The organism is Mucilaginibacter aureus, from assembly GCF_053514885.1.
In genome coordinates this window covers 5,136,693-5,153,316 of sequence record NZ_CP170601.1, presented here as the reverse complement: position 1 = coordinate 5,153,316, position 16,624 = coordinate 5,136,693, and the positions used below count along the sequence as shown (strand labels likewise).

Annotated in this window: 19 protein-coding genes; 9 read left to right on the top strand and 10 right to left on the bottom strand. The window is 41.6% G+C overall.

The annotated features are described in order from the left end of the window. Positions 1 to 248: 248 nt before the first annotated feature. Positions 249 to 881, top strand: coding sequence for a tetratricopeptide repeat protein (locus tag ACFGVR_RS22175; protein WP_448699833.1), 633 nt, complete (start codon positions 249 to 251; stop codon positions 879 to 881). On the opposite strand, the gene ACFGVR_RS22170 is transcribed toward ACFGVR_RS22175, so the two are convergent. Further along, positions 882 to 1,430 (bottom strand): hypothetical protein, encoded by a 549-nt coding sequence (locus ACFGVR_RS22170; protein ID WP_448699831.1) that lies wholly within the window; start codon positions 1,428 to 1,430, stop codon positions 882 to 884. Next, entirely contained in the window at positions 1,417 to 2,946 is a 1,530-nt protein-coding gene (gpmI, locus tag ACFGVR_RS22165; protein ID WP_448699829.1) for a 2,3-bisphosphoglycerate-independent phosphoglycerate mutase, read from the bottom strand. The genes ACFGVR_RS22170 and gpmI overlap by 14 nt, the downstream gene beginning before the upstream one ends. 120 nt (positions 2,947 to 3,066) lie before the next feature. Here gpmI and ACFGVR_RS22160 point away from each other — a divergent pair, with 120 nt between their 5' ends. From ACFGVR_RS22160 to ACFGVR_RS22140, 5 genes are read left to right on the top strand one after another with little or no spacing between them, the layout of a single operon-like run. Beyond that, positions 3,067 to 3,456 carry a DUF4783 domain-containing protein gene (locus ACFGVR_RS22160; protein WP_448699828.1) on the top strand — a complete coding sequence of 130 codons (390 nt, stop codon included), beginning with the start codon at positions 3,067 to 3,069 and terminating at the stop codon, positions 3,454 to 3,456. Between the two features lie 40 nt (positions 3,457 to 3,496). Further along, positions 3,497 to 4,345 (top strand): carboxylating nicotinate-nucleotide diphosphorylase, encoded by an 849-nt coding sequence (nadC, locus tag ACFGVR_RS22155; protein WP_448699827.1) that lies wholly within the window; start codon positions 3,497 to 3,499, stop codon positions 4,343 to 4,345. A gap of 44 nt (positions 4,346 to 4,389) precedes the next feature. Then, on the top strand, positions 4,390 to 5,037 hold the full coding sequence (gene plsY, locus ACFGVR_RS22150; protein ID WP_448699825.1) for a glycerol-3-phosphate 1-O-acyltransferase PlsY: 648 nt from the start codon (positions 4,390 to 4,392) through the stop codon (positions 5,035 to 5,037). 1 nt (position 5,038) lies between these two features. Then, positions 5,039 to 5,830 carry a M48 family metallopeptidase gene (locus ACFGVR_RS22145; RefSeq protein WP_448699824.1) on the top strand — a complete coding sequence of 264 codons (792 nt, stop codon included), beginning with the start codon at positions 5,039 to 5,041 and terminating at the stop codon, positions 5,828 to 5,830. Positions 5,831 to 5,866: 36 nt separating this feature from the next. Continuing rightward, a complete protein-coding gene (locus ACFGVR_RS22140; RefSeq protein WP_448699822.1) occupies positions 5,867 to 6,592 on the top strand; it encodes a YqjF family protein in 726 nt (241 codons plus the stop codon). Here ACFGVR_RS22140 and ACFGVR_RS22135 read toward each other — a convergent pair. From ACFGVR_RS22135 to ACFGVR_RS22115, 5 genes are all read right to left on the bottom strand, one after another. Further along, positions 6,583 to 7,854, bottom strand: coding sequence for an anthranilate synthase component I family protein (locus ACFGVR_RS22135; RefSeq protein WP_448699821.1), 1,272 nt, complete (start codon positions 7,852 to 7,854; stop codon positions 6,583 to 6,585). The two genes, ACFGVR_RS22140 and ACFGVR_RS22135, sit on opposite strands and share 10 nt — an antisense overlap. 56 nt (positions 7,855 to 7,910) lie before the next feature. Beyond that, on the bottom strand, positions 7,911 to 8,288 hold the full coding sequence (locus ACFGVR_RS22130; protein ID WP_448699820.1) for a hypothetical protein: 378 nt from the start codon (positions 8,286 to 8,288) through the stop codon (positions 7,911 to 7,913). Positions 8,289 to 8,321: 33 nt separating this feature from the next. Further along, complete coding sequence (locus tag ACFGVR_RS22125) at positions 8,322 to 9,599, bottom strand: adenylosuccinate synthase (RefSeq protein ID WP_448699819.1); 1,278 nt, start codon at positions 9,597 to 9,599, stop codon at positions 8,322 to 8,324. 50 nt (positions 9,600 to 9,649) lie between these two features. Further along, entirely contained in the window at positions 9,650 to 10,117 is a 468-nt protein-coding gene (locus ACFGVR_RS22120; protein ID WP_448699818.1) for a Fur family transcriptional regulator, read from the bottom strand. Between the two features lie 116 nt (positions 10,118 to 10,233). Then, positions 10,234 to 12,456, bottom strand: coding sequence for a RelA/SpoT family protein (locus ACFGVR_RS22115; RefSeq protein ID WP_448699817.1), 2,223 nt, complete (start codon positions 12,454 to 12,456; stop codon positions 10,234 to 10,236). Positions 12,457 to 12,573: 117 nt separating this feature from the next. On the opposite strand from ACFGVR_RS22115, the gene ACFGVR_RS22110 reads away from it, so the two are divergent. From ACFGVR_RS22110 to bshB1, 3 genes are read left to right on the top strand one after another with little or no spacing between them, the layout of a single operon-like run. Continuing rightward, entirely contained in the window at positions 12,574 to 13,188 is a 615-nt protein-coding gene (locus ACFGVR_RS22110) for a DUF4294 domain-containing protein (RefSeq protein WP_448699816.1), read from the top strand. Next, positions 13,188 to 13,688 carry a glutathione peroxidase gene (locus ACFGVR_RS22105; protein ID WP_448699815.1) on the top strand — a complete coding sequence of 167 codons (501 nt, stop codon included), beginning with the start codon at positions 13,188 to 13,190 and terminating at the stop codon, positions 13,686 to 13,688. Before ACFGVR_RS22110 ends, ACFGVR_RS22105 begins: the two co-directional genes overlap by 1 nt. A gap of 1 nt (position 13,689) precedes the next feature. Continuing rightward, positions 13,690 to 14,412, top strand: a complete 723-nt coding sequence (bshB1, locus tag ACFGVR_RS22100; protein ID WP_448699814.1) for a bacillithiol biosynthesis deacetylase BshB1 — start codon at positions 13,690 to 13,692, stop codon at positions 14,410 to 14,412. A 3-nt stretch (positions 14,413 to 14,415) separates the two neighbouring features. Here bshB1 and ACFGVR_RS22095 read toward each other — a convergent pair whose 3' ends face one another. From ACFGVR_RS22095 to scpB, 3 genes are all read right to left on the bottom strand, one after another. Further along, a complete protein-coding gene (locus tag ACFGVR_RS22095; protein WP_448699813.1) occupies positions 14,416 to 15,534 on the bottom strand; it encodes a GNAT family N-acetyltransferase in 1,119 nt (372 codons plus the stop codon). Positions 15,535 to 15,622: 88 nt separating this feature from the next. Then, positions 15,623 to 15,817: a hypothetical protein gene (locus tag ACFGVR_RS22090; protein WP_448699812.1), complete on the bottom strand. Its 195-nt coding sequence runs from the start codon at positions 15,815 to 15,817 to the stop codon at positions 15,623 to 15,625. A gap of 153 nt (positions 15,818 to 15,970) precedes the next feature. Further along, positions 15,971 to 16,531 carry an SMC-Scp complex subunit ScpB gene (gene scpB, locus ACFGVR_RS22085; protein ID WP_448699811.1) on the bottom strand — a complete coding sequence of 187 codons (561 nt, stop codon included), beginning with the start codon at positions 16,529 to 16,531 and terminating at the stop codon, positions 15,971 to 15,973. Positions 16,532 to 16,624: the final 93 nt, after the last annotated feature.

Genomic DNA, 16,624 nt, shown 5'->3' with positions numbered 1-16,624 from the left:
AATTATATTTCAAGAGCTATGCCAAGCTTTGTTATTATGCCGAAAAATATTTTTTATGTAAAAATCGGAACAGGTTGTAACCAAAGTTCGGAATATATTACAGTAATATAAAAAGTTATTTGCTTTGGCTATGTTTTGGGCAACTGTTAATAACTTTGTGTTAACGATTTGAACATTTATATAATAATTTAGTTACAATTGAGTTATTGTATGTGTTACTTGATTAGTTTAATGGATATCCCCTCCAAATGAAGTTTTCGGTTATACTGTCCTTCCTGATCATATCCTCGGTTGAGAGCTTGCTGGGGCAAAGCGCCTATATTAAAATGGGACAACAGGCTTTGATGGATGGCGATTTTAAAACCGCTGTAAATCACCTGGAAAAGGCTTGTGTGGTGGATTCGACCAATGCCAACGCCCTGTGGATGCTGGGGTATTCGTACTACCACGATCAGAATTACAAAAAATCGATAGTTACCTATACCAGGTTGCTCGAAATAAAACCTACCGACGAATCGGCCTATTACTTTAGGGCATTGGCAAAAAGTTTTCTGGCCAGGGACGCAGCCGCATTACCTGCCGATAAAGAAAAAAATCTGTTAGGTGCCATACTCGATTTAACCAATGCAATTTCCATCAACCCGGCGGATATTAAATTTTACCAGAACAGGGGCATTTTCTACCGCGAATATGGCATGTTCAAATTGCAGAAGTCGAGCCGCTTTTACGATAAAAACCGTGGCATCAAATCGTTAAAAGCCTCTGTTACAGACCTGGAGAAGGTGTTGAACGATAACCCGGACAGAAAAGATATTGCCTCGTTGTTAGATATCTCTAAACAACAGTTAGCACTTGCCACTACAACACTTGCCAATAAGTAATTATCTGAACTTTCCGGTTATCTGATAATTGTTGGTTCCCAATAACTTAACATACTGGTGCTTTTCGATAAAATAAATTGAGTCGGGATAGTAAACCAGCTTCTCCCTGGTTTGATAAAGCATGTTTTTGGTAAAGTTATCAATAGTTATACCCGTAACCTGGCCGCCTTTTAACCTGAGTACTATTTGACGGGTATGCAGATTAGTGTCAATCGCTGCGTATACTATCGAATCGCTGTTTTTAGCAATGGTGTAACTATCTTTCCAGGCCGCTTTATTGATATCAGAGGTGATAAACAGATCAAACTCGCGCGGCCAGTTTTTAATCGTGATAGTTTTGGTTTCAGGCTGATTGTTATAGCTAACGGTTTTAACAATTGGCTTATTTTGTTGGTTCAAGCGTACAGCTTCACCTTTAAAGTATCCCGAAAGATCAAAATATTTTAAAGTGCCATTGCTTTGCTTAACATCGGGCTTGCAGCCATAAAATGTAGCCAGCAATACAAAAAAGCAAATTGTGCTATAACGCGATGCCTTACACCAATACATTCTCACTCATTTCTTTTGGGATGGGCACGCCTAAAATTTTTAATATGGTAGGAGCAATATCACCCAGTTTACCATCTTTTATTTCATGATAATCATTATCGATCAAAATGCAGGGTACCAGGTTGGTAGTATGTGCCGTGTTTGGCGAACCATCATCATTAACCATAAACTCTGCATTACCGTGATCTGCAATGATAATGAATGAGTAGCCATTAGCTATCCCGGTTTCAACAACCGTTTGAGTACATTTATCTGCAGTTTCGGCAGCTTTAACTACCGCACTAAATACGCCGGTATGGCCAACCATATCGGTATTGGCAAAGTTGAGGCAGATAAAATCGGCCCAGCCACTTTTTAGTTCGGGTAATATCGCATCGGTTATGCCTTGTGCGCTCATTTCGGGCTGCAGATCATAGGTAGCAACTTTTGGCGATGGTATTAAAATGCGCCTCTCGTTGTCAAATTCTTTTTCGCGCCCACCCGAAAAGAAAAAGGTTACGTGCGGGTATTTCTCCGTTTCGGCTATGCGGATCTGGTGTTTACCTGCATTCTGCAAAATTTCGCCTATGGTGTTCACCAGGTCGTCTTTAGTGAAAACAACCTTAACGTTTTTAAAGGTTTCGTCGTAAGTTGTCATGGTGATATAATGCAGATCAAGCGGGTGCATATTCTGCTCGTGAAACGATTTTTGGGTGAGCGCCACGGTAATTTCGCGGCCACGATCGGTACGGAAATTAAAGCAAATTACAACATCTCCGTTTTTAATAACTGCAACAGGTTTGCCTTCGGCATCGGTTTTAACTATCGGCAGAATAAACTCATCGGTAACACCCTCGGCGTACGATTCTGAAATAGCCTGTTGAATGTTGTGGGTAGCTTTGCCTTCGCCATTCACCATCACATCATAAGCCTTACGCACCCGTTCCCAGCGATTGTCCCTATCCATAGCATAATAACGGCCAATAGCCGATGCTATCTGGATATTGGATTTTTTGCTGATGTAGTTTTCCAGGTCGGTAACATAACCTAATCCGCCGTTAGGGTCGGTATCACGGCCATCTAAAAATGCGTGGATATACACATGTGGCAAACCAAAACGATCGGCAACATCACACAGGCCCTTTAAATGTTTAATATGTGAGTGCACGCCACCATCGGATACCAGGCCGATAAAGTGTACATCTTTGTTGTTTTGTTTGGCGTAGTTAAAGGCATCTTTAATTACGGTGTTTTCGTCAAGTTCGTGGTCGTCAACAGCTTTGTGTATACGGCCAAGTTCCTGGTAAACCACACGGCCTGCACCCAGGTTCATGTGCCCAACTTCGGAGTTGCCCATTTGCCCGGCCGGTAAACCTACCGACATGCCCGAGGCTTCCAGTTTTGAATTTGGATATTTGGTTAGCAGTGAATCGAAAAACGGAGTTTTGGCAGCCAGTATGGCGTTCGATTTATCGTTACGGCCGTATCCCCAGCCATCTAAAATAATTAAAGCGACTTTTTTATTTTTATTTTCCACGGTGCAAATATAAAGCGATATGTTAACTTTTTGTTATATTTATATGGTTAAACCAACCCCGCATATAAGTAAAGTTTTTTAATCGAAACGATTACTTATTAGGCAATATCTACAATTACTATGAAAGTATTTCTTTTAGCGTTTGTTTTTTCATTTTTCAGCTTTCAGCAAAAAGCCGACCCTGTTGAAAAGACTGCCGGCTTAATAAGGCAAAGCAGTATAAAGGAATTGGTTAAAACTTTTGCATCAAGTGTAGAGCTAACCATATTAGCCGACGAAGGAGTATACTCAAGAGAACAGGCCGAAACTATACTGACCAATTTTTTTACCAAAAATCCAATCTCATCTGTTAAAATCATCCACCGGGTCGATTCGAACCCGGCCTTAAAATTTGGCGTTTGTACACTCTCCACTAAAAACGGAAATTTCCGCACTTCATTTTCATTGCGAAACAACAATGGAAACTATGAAGTAAGCGAAATGCGCATTGAAGAAGAAAAGGCTAAATAGCTCAAAGTATTTTTTAATTTTGAGGCTTAATAAGCACACATTGGATAAAACTCTCATCCACGAATTTATTGTGAAAAGCCTTGCCGAAGATGTTGGCGATGGCGATCATACATCGCTGGCTACCATACCCGCCGGTACACAGGGCAAAGCCAAATTATTAGTTAAAGAAGACGGTATTTTAGCCGGGGTTGAATTAGCTGTCCAGATCATCCATCAAATAGATGCCGATCTGAAAGTTGATCTGATGATGCATGATGGCGATATCATCAAAAAAGGCGACATTGTTTTTACAGTTAGCGGCAGCAGCCACAGTATTTTAAAAGCCGAGCGCCTGTTGTTAAACTGCATGCAGCGCATGTCGGCCATTGCCACCCAAACACACGATATACTTGAACGGATAAAAGGGACCAACACCCGGATATTAGATACCCGTAAAACCACACCCGGTTTTAGGTATTTTGAAAAATGGGCCGTTAAAATAGGTGGGGGTGTTAATCACCGTTTCGGCTTGTACGATATGATCCTGATCAAGGATAACCATGTTGATTATTCTGGCGGGATAGCTAATGCCATTGGAAATACTAAAAAATACCTGGCCGAAAATCATAAAACCCTGGATATTGAAATTGAGGTACGCAATTTGCAGGAACTCGACGAGGTTTTAAAAACAGGTGGTGTGCAGCGCATTATGCTGGATAATTTTTCACTGGCTGATTTGAAAAAGGCGGTTGAAACTATCGGCGGCAAATATATCACCGAAGCATCCGGAGGCATTACTGCCGAAAATGTGCGCGGTTATGCGGAGTGTGGTGTTGATTATATTTCCATCGGCGCGTTAACACACTCAGTTAAAAGCCTCGACCTGAGTTTAAAAGCAGTAAACGATTAAAAATATTAAATAGTACAAAGGCAAATTACTATTATTGTAGTGAGATGATTTCTATATATTCGATTTCAGCGCTCGTACTGGCCTATTTGTTTGGATCAATACCCACAGCAGTGTGGATTGGGCAGGCTTTTTACAAAGTCGACGTTCGCGAATACGGCAGTGGTAATGCTGGTGCTACAAATACATTCAGGGTACTGGGCAAAAAAGCGGGTATTCCCGTTATGCTTATTGATATTTTTAAAGGCTGGAGTGCTACAAACCTGGCTTACTTTATAGGTGTATCCACAACAGGCTCATCTCATTCAGTCGACTTTGTAAATTACCAGCTTGCCTTAGGTATTATTGCCGTAATGGGGCACCTATTCCCAATTTTTGCAGGTTTTAGAGGTGGTAAAGGTGTTGCTACCCTTTTCGGGATGATACTGGCCGTACACCTGCCCGCCGCTTTACTTTGTGTACTGGTATTTATTACCGTGCTGATCATTACCCGTTACGTTTCGCTAAGCTCAATTATAGCAAGCTTTACCTATCTTATTGGTGTTACATTTATTTTCCCGATGCACAATAAATCCGTCATTATTTATGGGATGTGCATCTGCGTGCTCATTTTGGTTACGCACCAAAAAAATGTGGAACGGTTATTGAATGGGAAAGAATCTAAAGTAAACCTATTTAAACGTAAAGCAGCTTAACATGAATTTCAAAAAACTATTTTTAACGGCTGGCTTTTCAGCTGTCCTGTTTTCGTGTGCTACAGTTCCGTTAACTGGCCGCAAACAATTTAATGCCGTGAGCGATGCAGAAGTTAACCAGTCGGCTGCTCAAAGCTATACCCAATTGTTATCCGATCCAAAAACGACCGTAATCAGAAATGGCAATGATGCCCAGCGGGTTAAAAACATCGGCTTTCGCTTGTCATCAGCTATCGAAAAATATTTAAAGGATAACGGCTATGGCGATCAATATAACTTTAAATGGGAGTTTAACCTGATACAAAGTAAAGAAGTAAACGCCTGGTGTATGCCGGGCGGTAAGGTTGCTGTGTATTCAGGTATTTTGCCCATTACGCAAACGGATGCAGGTTTGGCAACAGTTTTGGCTCACGAGATAGGTCACGCTATCGCCCATCACGCTGCCGAAAGGATCTCTCAGCAAATGGTTGCACAAGGTGTTGGCGGCTTACTTGGGTCAGGGTCAAATAGCGGTACCAGTTCGGTTATCAATCAATTATACGGTATAGGCACGCCGCTGGTATTGTTAAGCTATTCGCGCAACCAGGAGTCGGAAGCAGATCGTTTAGGTTTGACTTTTATGGCCATGGCCGGTTATGACCCTAATGAAGCTTTGAGTTTTTGGCAACGCATGATGAAACAAAATCAGGGAAACACTACACCTGCATTTTTGAGCGATCACCCGTCTGATGCGCAGCGAATTGCAGATATCCAGGCACATATACCCGAGGCTATGAAATATTACAAACGTTAAACATTCGGCCTTTGGGATTATGGATATATTTACGCCATGCCCAAACCCAAATTTCTAACTGCCGAATGGAATAATCTTTTGATGTTAAACTATGAGGTTGATCCTGAACTATTAAAACCCCATTTACCACCGGCAACAGAGCTAGACCTATGGCAAGGCAAGGCCCTGGTAAGCATGGTTGGCTTTATGTTCAACAACACCCGGGTTTTAGGTATCAGGTGGCCATTTCACATTAATTTTGAAGAGGTAAACCTGCGCTTTTATGTTAAGCATTTTGACGGAAAAGTGTGGAAGCGTGGAGCGGTATTTATCAGCGAAATAGTACCTAAAATAGCCATCAGCCTGATGGCCAATAACCTGTATAACGAACATTACAGTGCCATGCCCATGCGCCATTCGATCACCAAAATTGACTCGAATCATGATCAATACCTATACGAGTGGAGATCAAAAGGCCGCTGGAATAAATTAGGCGCAATCGTCAGCAATAAATTTACACCCATACAACCCGGCAGCGCCGAAGAATTTATTTTTGAGCATTACTGGGGTTACAATAAACTAACCGCCAATAAAACTTTAGAGTATGCAGTTGAGCATATCAGTTGGAATACGAAGGAAGTAAGTAACCCGGTTTTTGACGCAGATATAGCTCATTTTTATGGTGAAGAGTTTGTGCCTTATTTAACTGTTAAACCTTACTCGGCCTTTTTTGCAGATGGTTCTGCCGTGGTGGTAAGGATAGCGGGTAAAATTCAGACCTGACCTAAAACTTCCAGAATCGCTTTTGCTTTGAGCAAGCATTCTTCGTACTCCTTTTCAGGGTCTGCATTGTGCGTAATAGCACTGCCCACCTGGAATGATAAATATTGATCGGTTGCGTTATACAAAATGGTGCGGATGATGACATTAAAATCAAAATCACCATCCGGACTAAAATACCCCACCGCACCCGAATACACACCGCGTTTGGTTCGCTCATACTTTTCCATTAACCGCATGGCATTAACCTTAGGCGCACCGGTCATGCTGCCCATCGGGAAAGTATTGCGGATGGCCTCAACATCAGATATTGCATCATCCTTCAGGCAGGTAACGGTCGAGATCATTTGATGCACTTGCTCAAAGCTGTAAATGCCAAAAAGCTCTTCAACTTTTACCGTGCCCGGGATGGCCGATTTGGTCAGATCGTTACGTACCAGGTCAACGATCATTACGTTTTCCTGCTGCTCTTTGGGATGATTTTTTAAGCTTTGTTTCAACTGCTCGTCTTCATCCACATCCGTACTTCGTTTAGCGGTGCCTTTAATGGGTTGCGATATCAATTGCTGACCACGTTTAGCCAAAAAGCGTTCGGGCGAAGCCGAGATAATATACTGATCGTTTAGTTTAAAGAAACAGGAAAATGGGGCAGGAGATACCCGGTGCAGATGCTGATACAGCGATATAGGGTTAACTTTAGCCCTCTCCGCATAAAACTCCTGGCAAAAGTTGGTTTCGTAAATATCGCCACGATTAATATGCTGTTGGATCGTCTTGATGGTGTTGATATATTCAACCCGATTGAAACGCGAGCGGATAGTTATATGTGGCACTTGTTGATGTTCCGTAATATGTTGCTGATTGATATTTTGAAGAACATCATCGGCCTGAGCCGAAATAATTTCGATCTCACTATCCCCGATAAGGATCAGATGTTCCGGTACAAAAAAGTACAGTTCCGGAAATTTTAAATGATCTATATTGCCGGAGGAAAGGTTTTCGACCTCGTTTTTCAGATCGTAAGTTAAAAAACCGAACAGCCACTCCGCATTTTGTTCGCGGAAAACGGCTAACTGCTCAAAGGCGTTTCCTGCCTGGCATCTCAGTTCGCGGCTAACGCCAACCGCTATCAGTGTTTTAAATCGCGAATATTGATCAGTAAATTTCCCGGAATCAAGGCAAACCGATACATCAAACCCCGAAGCCCATTGTAGCGTTTTGTGTTTAAATATTTCAGAACTGCTATTCTCGGCGCGTAAGATCATGATGCAAACCTATAAAAATTAAAAACCATTTATATGGTTTCTAACTATGGATTGGCTTAAATGTCTGCCTCTGCGTTTTTTTGTTCTGCAGCCCAACTATCTAATCCTTTCTTTTGATTGTGAAGCGTAATAGCTAAAAATAATGCAGGCAATACACTTACAGCAAGACTTACGAACAAGAAAAGAATAAACAATGCCAGAATACAGAAAATGTATAACCCGAGCTTTCGTCGATCTTCATCATACAAATCAGCATACGTCGATAATTTTATTCCCAAGTAGCTTGAGTACATCAAAAATATCCAGGTAAGCGCCACAAGATAAAAGTTCCAGGTCCCAAAAACTTTCAGTTCTAATAAAGAAAGAATGATTCCGAGAAACGAGCAGACCATAGCAACATAAGCTGCTACTTTAATTACTTTGGGTTTAAACATAACATTCAGATTTAGGTATCCAAATATAATGTTTTAGTGTAATACCAAAGTCTGCTTTCTGTCAGGCCCAACCGATAAGTATTTAACAGGCACTTCCAGCTCTTTTTCAAGGAAGGCGATGTAATCAGCAAGTTTCTGAGGTATCTGGTTCAACTCAGTAATGCCGGTCAGATCTTCGTGCCAGCCTTCAATTTCTTTGTAAACAGGTTCGGCTTTAGTATTGCAAATGTCGTAAGGCATATAATCAATGGTTTCGCCATTGTATTTGTAATGGGTACAAGCATAAATCTTGTCAAAACCGCTTAACACATCGGCTTTGGTCATTACCAATTGGGTAGCGCCATTTAACATAATAGCATATTTTAATGCAGGCAGGTCAATCCAGCCGGTACGGCGCGGGCGGCCGGTTGTGGCACCAAATTCATGCCCTATCTTGCGCAGTTCTTCGCCAACCTCGTTATCCAGTTCAGTAGGGAAGGGGCCGCCGCCAACACGGGTGCAATAAGCTTTAAATATGCCTATTACATCGCCAATTTGTTGCGGAGCAATACCCAAACCGGTACAGGCACCGGCAGTAGTAGTGTTTGACGAGGTAACAAACGGGTACGAACCAAAGTCGATATCCAGCATGGTACCTTGTGCACCTTCGGCCAGTATTTTTTTGCCTTGTTTAATAAAGCCGTTAACATAATGCTCTGAATCAACCAGCTGGAATTTTTTGATCAGTTCAATAGCCTCAAAAAATGCAGCCTCGCGCTCGCTGAAGTCAGAAACCTCGCCGTATAATGCTTGCAGCATCGAGGTGTGTTTGTTAACCAGCTTTTGGTATTGATCTTTAAAATCGGGTGATAAAATATCGCCGACGCGTAAACCGTTGCGACCGGTTTTATCCATATAGGTAGGGCCTATGCCTTTTAAGGTCGAACCGATTTTACCTTCGCCCATTTTCTTTTCAGATGCGGCATCCAGCAACTGGTGAGTAGGTAATATCAGGTGCGCCTTTTTGGCTATAACCAGGTTCTTTTTGGCAAGCAGATCATGCCCGGCATCTTTCAGTTTATCAATTTCGCGCTTAAGCGTAATAGGGTCTATAACCACACCATTGCCGATAAGGTTCATGGTATTGTTAAAAAATATACCCGATGGAATGGTATTGAGTACAAACTTTTTACCGTCGAACTCTAAAGTATGACCGGCATTTGGGCCGCCCTGAAAACGTGCGATCAGATCATATCCTGCACTTAATACATCCACTATCTTACCTTTTCCTTCGTCGCCCCATTGAAGGCCTAATAATACGTCAACAGCCATTATATGTTTTTTATATAGGATTAAAATTGATTGAAATGTTTTTGATTGGTTTAATTTCTTCTATCGCAAGAGCCTGCTTTTAGTTTGGCGCAGTTACCATACAGGTTTAACGAATGATGCTTGATGTCAAATTTCAGGATATCGCCCATCATGCTTTGTATTTGCTGTATCCGCGGGTCGCAAAATTCCACCACCTTACCGCAATCGATACAAATAATATGATCGTGCTGCTTATATCCGTACGATTTTTCGAATTGGGCCATGTTTTTACCAAACTGGTGTTTGGTTACCAGGTCGCAGGATACCAATAACTCCAATGTATTGTAAACAGTGGCACGGCTAACCCTGTATTTTTTATTTTTCATGTGGATATACAGCGATTCCACATCAAAATGATCGGTACGCGAGTATATTTCTTCGAGTATGGCGAAACGCTCCGGAGTTTTTCTGAGAGATTTATTTTCGAGATAAGCTTCGAAAATTTTTTTAACCATAGCTATGGTTTCCTGTTGAGGCATTTATCAAAAATTAGCTGGTCAAAGTTATTAATATTTATTTAGTCCGAAAGACAGAAAAGTCAGCAAGTCAGTAAGAAATAATCTTTGGACTTGCTGACCTCCATCTTCCTGACTGATTACGACGCCTTTTCAACGATCGAATCAAACCGCGTAACGGAGGTAATACCCTTAACCGCATTCAGTTTTTTGATCAGGTTATCCAGGTGGTTGGTATCATTTACGTAAACCATAATTGAGCCTTCAAAAATGCCGTTATCGCTGTCAACCGTAATAGAACGGATATTTACCTTAAAGTCGTTCGATATTACTGTAGTCAGCTTATTGATCAAGCCTACATCATCAATACCCGTAATACGCAAACCTGTTAAAAATGCCAGTTCCTGTTGGTTCGTCCAACGGGCCTTAACAATGCGGTAACCGTAGTTCGACATCAGTTTGGTGGCATTAGGGCAATTAGTACGGTGTATCTTAATGCCATCGCTCACGGTGATAAATCCAAAAACATCATCACCTGGTATAGGGTTACAGCAGTTGGCCAGTTTATAGTCAATCTTCTGCATCTCTTCGCCAATCAGCAATATATCGCTGTCTTTAGCTTTAATGTTACGCAGCAGGTTTTGTACCTGGTCGGTTTCAATTTTGTCCTGGGGTTTTATTTCAATGGTCTTTTCAGATGCCACAAACTCCCTCAGGTCCTTCATGTCAATGAGCCCTTTGGCTACGTTGTAAAAAAGATCCTGAGGCGATGTCAGCTTGAAATAATAGCTCAGCTTATAAATATTATCCGAGTTGTAGGTGATCTTTAACGATTTTAGCTTACGCTCCAATATTTCTTTTCCGTCTTCAGCAATTTTGCGTTTTTCTTCCTTTAGGGCTGATTTTATTTTGGCCTTGGCTTTAGCGGTAACTACAAAGTTCAACCAATCTTCCTTAGGCGTTTGTTTGCTCGAGGTAATCACCTCAACCTGATCGCCGTTTTGTAGTTTGTGGCTTAATGGTACCAGCTTATGGTTAACCTTTGCACCGATACAACTTGCGCCAACATCGGTATGTATCTCAAAAGCAAAATCGAGGGCCGTAGCATCCAATGGCAATTGTATCAATGCACCTTTAGGCGTAAAAATGAAGATCTCGTCAGAGAAAAGATTCATTTTAAAATCATCCAGAAAGTCGAGCGCATTCGAGTCGGGGTTCTTTAACATATCCCTTACCTTTTGTACCCATTGGTCGAGGCCGCTATCGGTTGATGATTCTTTGTATTTCCAGTGTGCTGCGAAACCCTTTTCGGCAATCTCGTTCATCCGTTTGGTACGTATCTGCACCTCAACCCATTGTCCGCGGGGGCCCATCACCGTTGTGTGTAATGATTCGTAACCATTTGCTTTGGGCGATGAGATCCAGTCGCGCAGGCGATCGGGATTTGGGCGGTAAAGGTCGGTTACTATCGAGTAAGCTTTCCACGAATCGGCTTTTTCATGGTCTGGGGTACTATCTAAAATTATCCGGATGGCAAAAAGATCATACACCTCTTCAAAAGGTATGGCTTTCTTTTTCATCTTGTTCCAGATGGAATGGATTGATTTTGGTCTGCCAAATACATCGGCATCCAAACCTTGTTCTTTTAAAACTGCCTGTACCGGGCCAATAAAATCGCGGATGAATTTTTCTCTCTCGGTTTTCTTTTCGTTAAGCTTATTTTTGATGAACTGGTAAGTTTCGCGCTCGGTATATTTCATCGAGAGGTCTTCCAGTTCTGACTTAATGGCATATAAACCCAGGCGGTGTGCCAAAGGCGCATACAAATAAACCGTTTCCGATGATAGTTTAAGCTGCTTATCGCGAGGCATAAACTCCATGGTACGCATGTTATGCAGTCTGTCGGCCAGTTTGATTAATATAACCCGTACATCGTCGGCAAGGGTTAACAGCATCTTACGGAAATTTTCGGCCTGCAACGAACTATTGGTATCAAATACGCCCGATATTTTGGTTAAACCGTCAATTATCCTGGCTACCTTTTTACCAAATTCGCGTTCAATATCGTCAAGAGTAACATCGGTGTCTTCAACAACATCGTGCAATAAAGCACAAACTATTGAGGTTGTACCCAGGCCAATTTCTTCGGCAGCTATTTGTGCAACGGCAATAGGGTGATAAATATAGGGCTCGCCCGATTTGCGACGCATATCTTTATGGCTCTCTAATGCCATATCAAATGCCTTGCGTATCATGCGCTTATCGCCCTTTTGCATAGTAGGCTTACACGCGCGCAACAAAGCACGGTATCTTTTCAGAATCTCATTCTTCTCGGCTTCCAGATCTATCACTAATTCTTTCATTATCAGCACAGTTTCTATTGGGGTTTGTTAAATGCCATCTCAGTGTAACAAAGTATTTATTCTGACAATGGGTTACATTTAACAAAAAATAGCATTAATTTTGTATAAGGTAAAAATATGAAATTTATTGGGCTTTTTATTGTGTTATGTTGCTTTTGGGGTTTAACCAACGCCCAGACATTACCAACGCATCATCCACAATTAGGCAAAAATGATACCATTAAAGTAGCCATGACAATACTTGATGGTGAATATGTGCCCTGGATACCACTACACGAAACCGTGATTAGAGATGTGCGGACGTTTAGAGATGCCAAGGCCCGTGCCGATTTTAATTTACTGCGATATAATGTATTGAAAGTAGCGCCGTACGCCATGTTTGCGGGTAACCGGTATCGGCAGTTGGAGCGCGATATTGCCAGTACATCCGACAAACAAAAACAAAAACAGTTGGTTAAAACTTGTGAAAAGGAGATAAAAGACCTTTTTAATCACGAGATAAAAAACATGACGATTACACAGGGCGAGATATTGATAAAATTGGTAAACCGCGAAACGGGTGATACCAGCTATGAATTGGTTAAAGAATTAAAAGGTGGTATAAATGCATTTATGTTTCAATCGTTGGCGCGTTTGTTTGGACATAACTTAAAAGAGACTTATGACCCGCAGGAGGAGCACGATATTGAGAGTATATTGAATAATGCAGGTTATAAATATCACCGTAATTAATGAGCGACAAAAATATTTACCGGTTTAACGTTGAAAAGTTAAATGGTGAAGAGATCAGCTTATCTTTATATAAGGATAAGGTTTTACTGATCGTCAACACAGCTTCCGAATGTGGGTTTACACCGCAATTGAAAGATCTGGAAGTTTTACGCGAGCAGTTTGAGGGTCGTGACTTTGAGATACTGGCATTTCCGTCAAACGATTTTGGTGGGCAAGAGCCCCTGGACGGCGAAGCTATAGGCAGATTTTGTGAAGATAACTACGGTGCCCATTACCCCACATTCAATAAAATACGGGTACGCGGACCTTATGCACATCCGCTATATAAATTTCTGTGTGATAAAAAACAGAATGGAAATGTGAAAGTAGCCCCGCGATGGAACTTTCATAAATACTTAATTAATAAAAGCGGCGAGGTGACCGATTTTTTTTACCCTTTCACCAAACCTACATCATCAAAAATAAAGAAACAGGTTGAACGCCTGCTTTCGGCGAAATAATATGCTAAAATTAGACATTCTTGTGTTAGCCGTACATCCTGACGATGCCGAATTAGGCTGCGGCGGCACTATTTTAAGATACGTTGCCGAAGGCAAAAAGGTTGGAATTGTTGACCTTACACGTGGCGAATTAGGCAGCCGTGGTTCTGCAGAGATACGTGCTCAGGAAGCCGCTGCGGCTGGTGAGATATTAGGCCTGTCCATTCGTGAAAACCTTGGCCTTGCCGATGGTTTCTTTAAAAATGACGAGGAGCACCAGCGTAAAGTTATAACCGCCATACGCAAATACAAGCCCGAAATTGTGATCACCAATGCTTATCACGATAGACACCCCGATCATGGCCGGGCGAGCGACCTGGTGCAGGACGCCGCTTTTTTATCGGGATTGCGAAAAGTAGAAACCGAGCTCGACGGTAAGCAACAGCAGGAATGGCGCCCTAAGTTTTTACTGCATTTTATACAAGATAATTACATCAAACCCGATTTTGTGATTGATGTGACCGATTACTGGGATAAAAAGATTGAAAGTGTAAGAGCATATGGCTCGCAATTCTATAACCCGGACTGGAAGGAAGAACATCAAACCTATATTTCATCCGAAGGTTTTTATGAAGGCGTAGAGGCCCGCGCGCGGGAGTTCGGCCGGTCCATGCAGGTGAAATTTGGCGAAGGGTTTACATCGCGCAAAATACTGGGCATCAACGATCTTTTTTCGTTGCGATAAACTTTAAAATACCTTACGCATGGTGAGGTGGCGTTTACCAAATACGGCGCCGGTGGCCTCGTGGATAGCCAGCATTTTATCGTTAAAGTCGCCTACCCATGATAGCTCCAGTTCGAAATATTGGTTAAGTGGATAAACATATTCCTTAAGCTTAATAAACATAGCCGACTCAAGTCCATGCTTTTGATATTTTTCTTTGCTACCCATTACAATGGCGCGCATACGCGATACGCCTTTCCAGCGGTTGTATAAAAATTTGAGCTTGCCTATCAGGTTAAGTTTACCGTTAAGCGATTTGATCATCTGGTTGGCATCGGGTAATATGATAACGAAGGATGCAGGTTCGCCGTCCACATAAGCAAACCAGATGAGGTGTTCGTCCATAATGGCTTTCATCTGCGTAAAGCTTTCCATAATGGTTGCCTTGGTTATGGGTACAAAGTTTTCGAAGTTTTTCCAGGCATCGTTGTAGATCTCCATAAAATCGGCGGCATACTTTTCAATATTTTTAGCCTCCAGGTGTTTAAACTCATAGCCTGGTTTTTTTGCTACCCAATTGGCAATTTTATCAAACCTTTCGGGGAAGGGTTTATATACTTCTAAATGATTGGTTATTTGCTGGTATAAGGTTTCAAAACCATAATTGTCAAAAAAAGCCTGGTAGTACGGGTGATTATAATTCATACCGTAAGAAGGGTGCGTAAACCCTTCAACCAGTAACCCCCAAAATTTGTCGTTTTCTCCAAAGTTTATGGGCCCATCCATTGCCTGCATACCCTGTTGCTGCAACCATTGTTTAGCAGTGTCGAATAGTTTAAACGCAGCCTCCTGGTTGTTAATACACTCGAAGAAGCCACAACCGCCGGTGGGCTGCTCGTTTTTGTACGCTTTTTCTTCATTAACGAAGGCCGCAATGCGCCCTATCAGGTTGTTCTGCCCATCGCGCAATAGCCAGCGGGTAATTTTACCATGTTTATGAAAATTGTTTTTTGCCGCATCAAAAACAGCTTCTATATCATTATCCAAAGGGCATACCCAAACCGGATCGTTTTTATACAGTGTACGTGCAACATCCAAAAAAGCCTTTTTATCGGCTTTTGTTTTTACTTCGGTAATGGTCATGTTTTTAATAAATGCTTGCCAAAATACAAAAAAAAGCATCCAGCGTAAGCTGAATGCTTATATATAATTATATGCGCTTTAGCGAAAATTAATAATCTTCTTCTTCTTCCAGCCCGTCAAAACTTTCGTATGCAGACAAGTCATCAAGTGTGTTATCAAACTCGTCATCATCGTCGTCATCAACAAACCTGCTTTTAGGTTTGGCAGCCTCCGGCTTTTCTGTCGTCTTCTTAGCTCCTGCAGAGCCTGCACTTTTCTTTAACGGTTTTTTTGGCGTTTCCATCGGGAAATAGATTAGCGTTTCAATTGTGGTTCTTTTTGGTTATCTAAATTTACTAAGAAATAAAATAACCAGCATTTTTTTTGATACTTTTTTTAGAAATTTCTTTTACCAAAAATAGCGAAAATCATTTTTTAAGAAAAAAAAGGATGAAAATTATTCAGCCTGTTCGCCAATGGCCGAATCTTCGGGTGTAAGTTCCTTTAATTGAGGAAGTTCGTTCATGCTGTTAATGCCAAAGTAATCCATAAAAAACGGGCTTGTGGCATAAATTATAGGTTTCCCAACCGTTTCGGCCTTCCCGCTAATGACGATCAACTCCTTTTCGAGTAGTTTTTGAATGGTATAATCGCAGTTTACACCCCTTATTTGCTCAATTTCTAATTTGGTTACCGGTTGCTGGTAGGCCACAATAGCCAGAGTCTCGATAGCTGCCTGACTTAGCTTTTTCTTTGAGCGCTGTATTTGCAGCTGCTTAACAATGGTATGGTAATGCGGTTTGGTTAAAAACTGATAACCGTTGTTAATGTTAACCAGCTCGATGGCAAAATTGGGCTGCAGGTATTTTTCCTGGATGGCTTTGATATGTGCTTTCACCTCAGCCTCGGCAAAATCCTGCTCAAAGCTTAACTGCAAACAATAAACTATCTCCTCAAAACGGATACTGTTCTCGGAAGCAAAAATTAAAGCTTCAATATATAGTTCGTGATTTTCCAAAATACGCTGTGCCGCAAATATAATTTTTTAGCGGTAAAAATCGTCAGTTTGGGTAATCAGCGCCACGGTTCCCTGTAAATAATTCCACAACTT

Bases quoted from the DNA above. Each gene is read 5' to 3' on its own strand.
- ACFGVR_RS22175 (WP_448699833.1), top strand. From the start codon at position 249: ATGAAGTTTTCGGTTATACTGTCCTTCCTGATCATATCCTCGGTTGAG.
- ACFGVR_RS22170 (WP_448699831.1), bottom strand. From the start codon at position 1,430: ATGTATTGGTGTAAGGCATCGCGTTATAGCACAATTTGCTTTTTTGTA.
- ACFGVR_RS22160 (WP_448699828.1), top strand. From the start codon at position 3,067: ATGAAAGTATTTCTTTTAGCGTTTGTTTTTTCATTTTTCAGCTTTCAG.
- plsY (WP_448699825.1), top strand. From the start codon at position 4,390: ATGATTTCTATATATTCGATTTCAGCGCTCGTACTGGCCTATTTGTTT.
- ACFGVR_RS22145 (WP_448699824.1), top strand. From the start codon at position 5,039: ATGAATTTCAAAAAACTATTTTTAACGGCTGGCTTTTCAGCTGTCCTG.
- ACFGVR_RS22140 (WP_448699822.1), top strand. From the start codon at position 5,867: ATGCCCAAACCCAAATTTCTAACTGCCGAATGGAATAATCTTTTGATG.
- ACFGVR_RS22135 (WP_448699821.1), bottom strand. From the start codon at position 7,854: ATGATCTTACGCGCCGAGAATAGCAGTTCTGAAATATTTAAACACAAA.
- ACFGVR_RS22130 (WP_448699820.1), bottom strand. From the start codon at position 8,288: ATGTTTAAACCCAAAGTAATTAAAGTAGCAGCTTATGTTGCTATGGTC.
- ACFGVR_RS22125 (WP_448699819.1), bottom strand. From the start codon at position 9,599: ATGGCTGTTGACGTATTATTAGGCCTTCAATGGGGCGACGAAGGAAAA.
- ACFGVR_RS22120 (WP_448699818.1), bottom strand. From the start codon at position 10,117: ATGCCTCAACAGGAAACCATAGCTATGGTTAAAAAAATTTTCGAAGCT.
- ACFGVR_RS22115 (WP_448699817.1), bottom strand. From the start codon at position 12,456: ATGAAAGAATTAGTGATAGATCTGGAAGCCGAGAAGAATGAGATTCTG.
- ACFGVR_RS22110 (WP_448699816.1), top strand. From the start codon at position 12,574: ATGAAATTTATTGGGCTTTTTATTGTGTTATGTTGCTTTTGGGGTTTA.
- ACFGVR_RS22105 (WP_448699815.1), top strand. From the start codon at position 13,188: ATGAGCGACAAAAATATTTACCGGTTTAACGTTGAAAAGTTAAATGGT.
- bshB1 (WP_448699814.1), top strand. From the start codon at position 13,690: ATGCTAAAATTAGACATTCTTGTGTTAGCCGTACATCCTGACGATGCC.
- ACFGVR_RS22095 (WP_448699813.1), bottom strand. From the start codon at position 15,534: ATGACCATTACCGAAGTAAAAACAAAAGCCGATAAAAAGGCTTTTTTG.
- ACFGVR_RS22090 (WP_448699812.1), bottom strand. From the start codon at position 15,817: ATGGAAACGCCAAAAAAACCGTTAAAGAAAAGTGCAGGCTCTGCAGGA.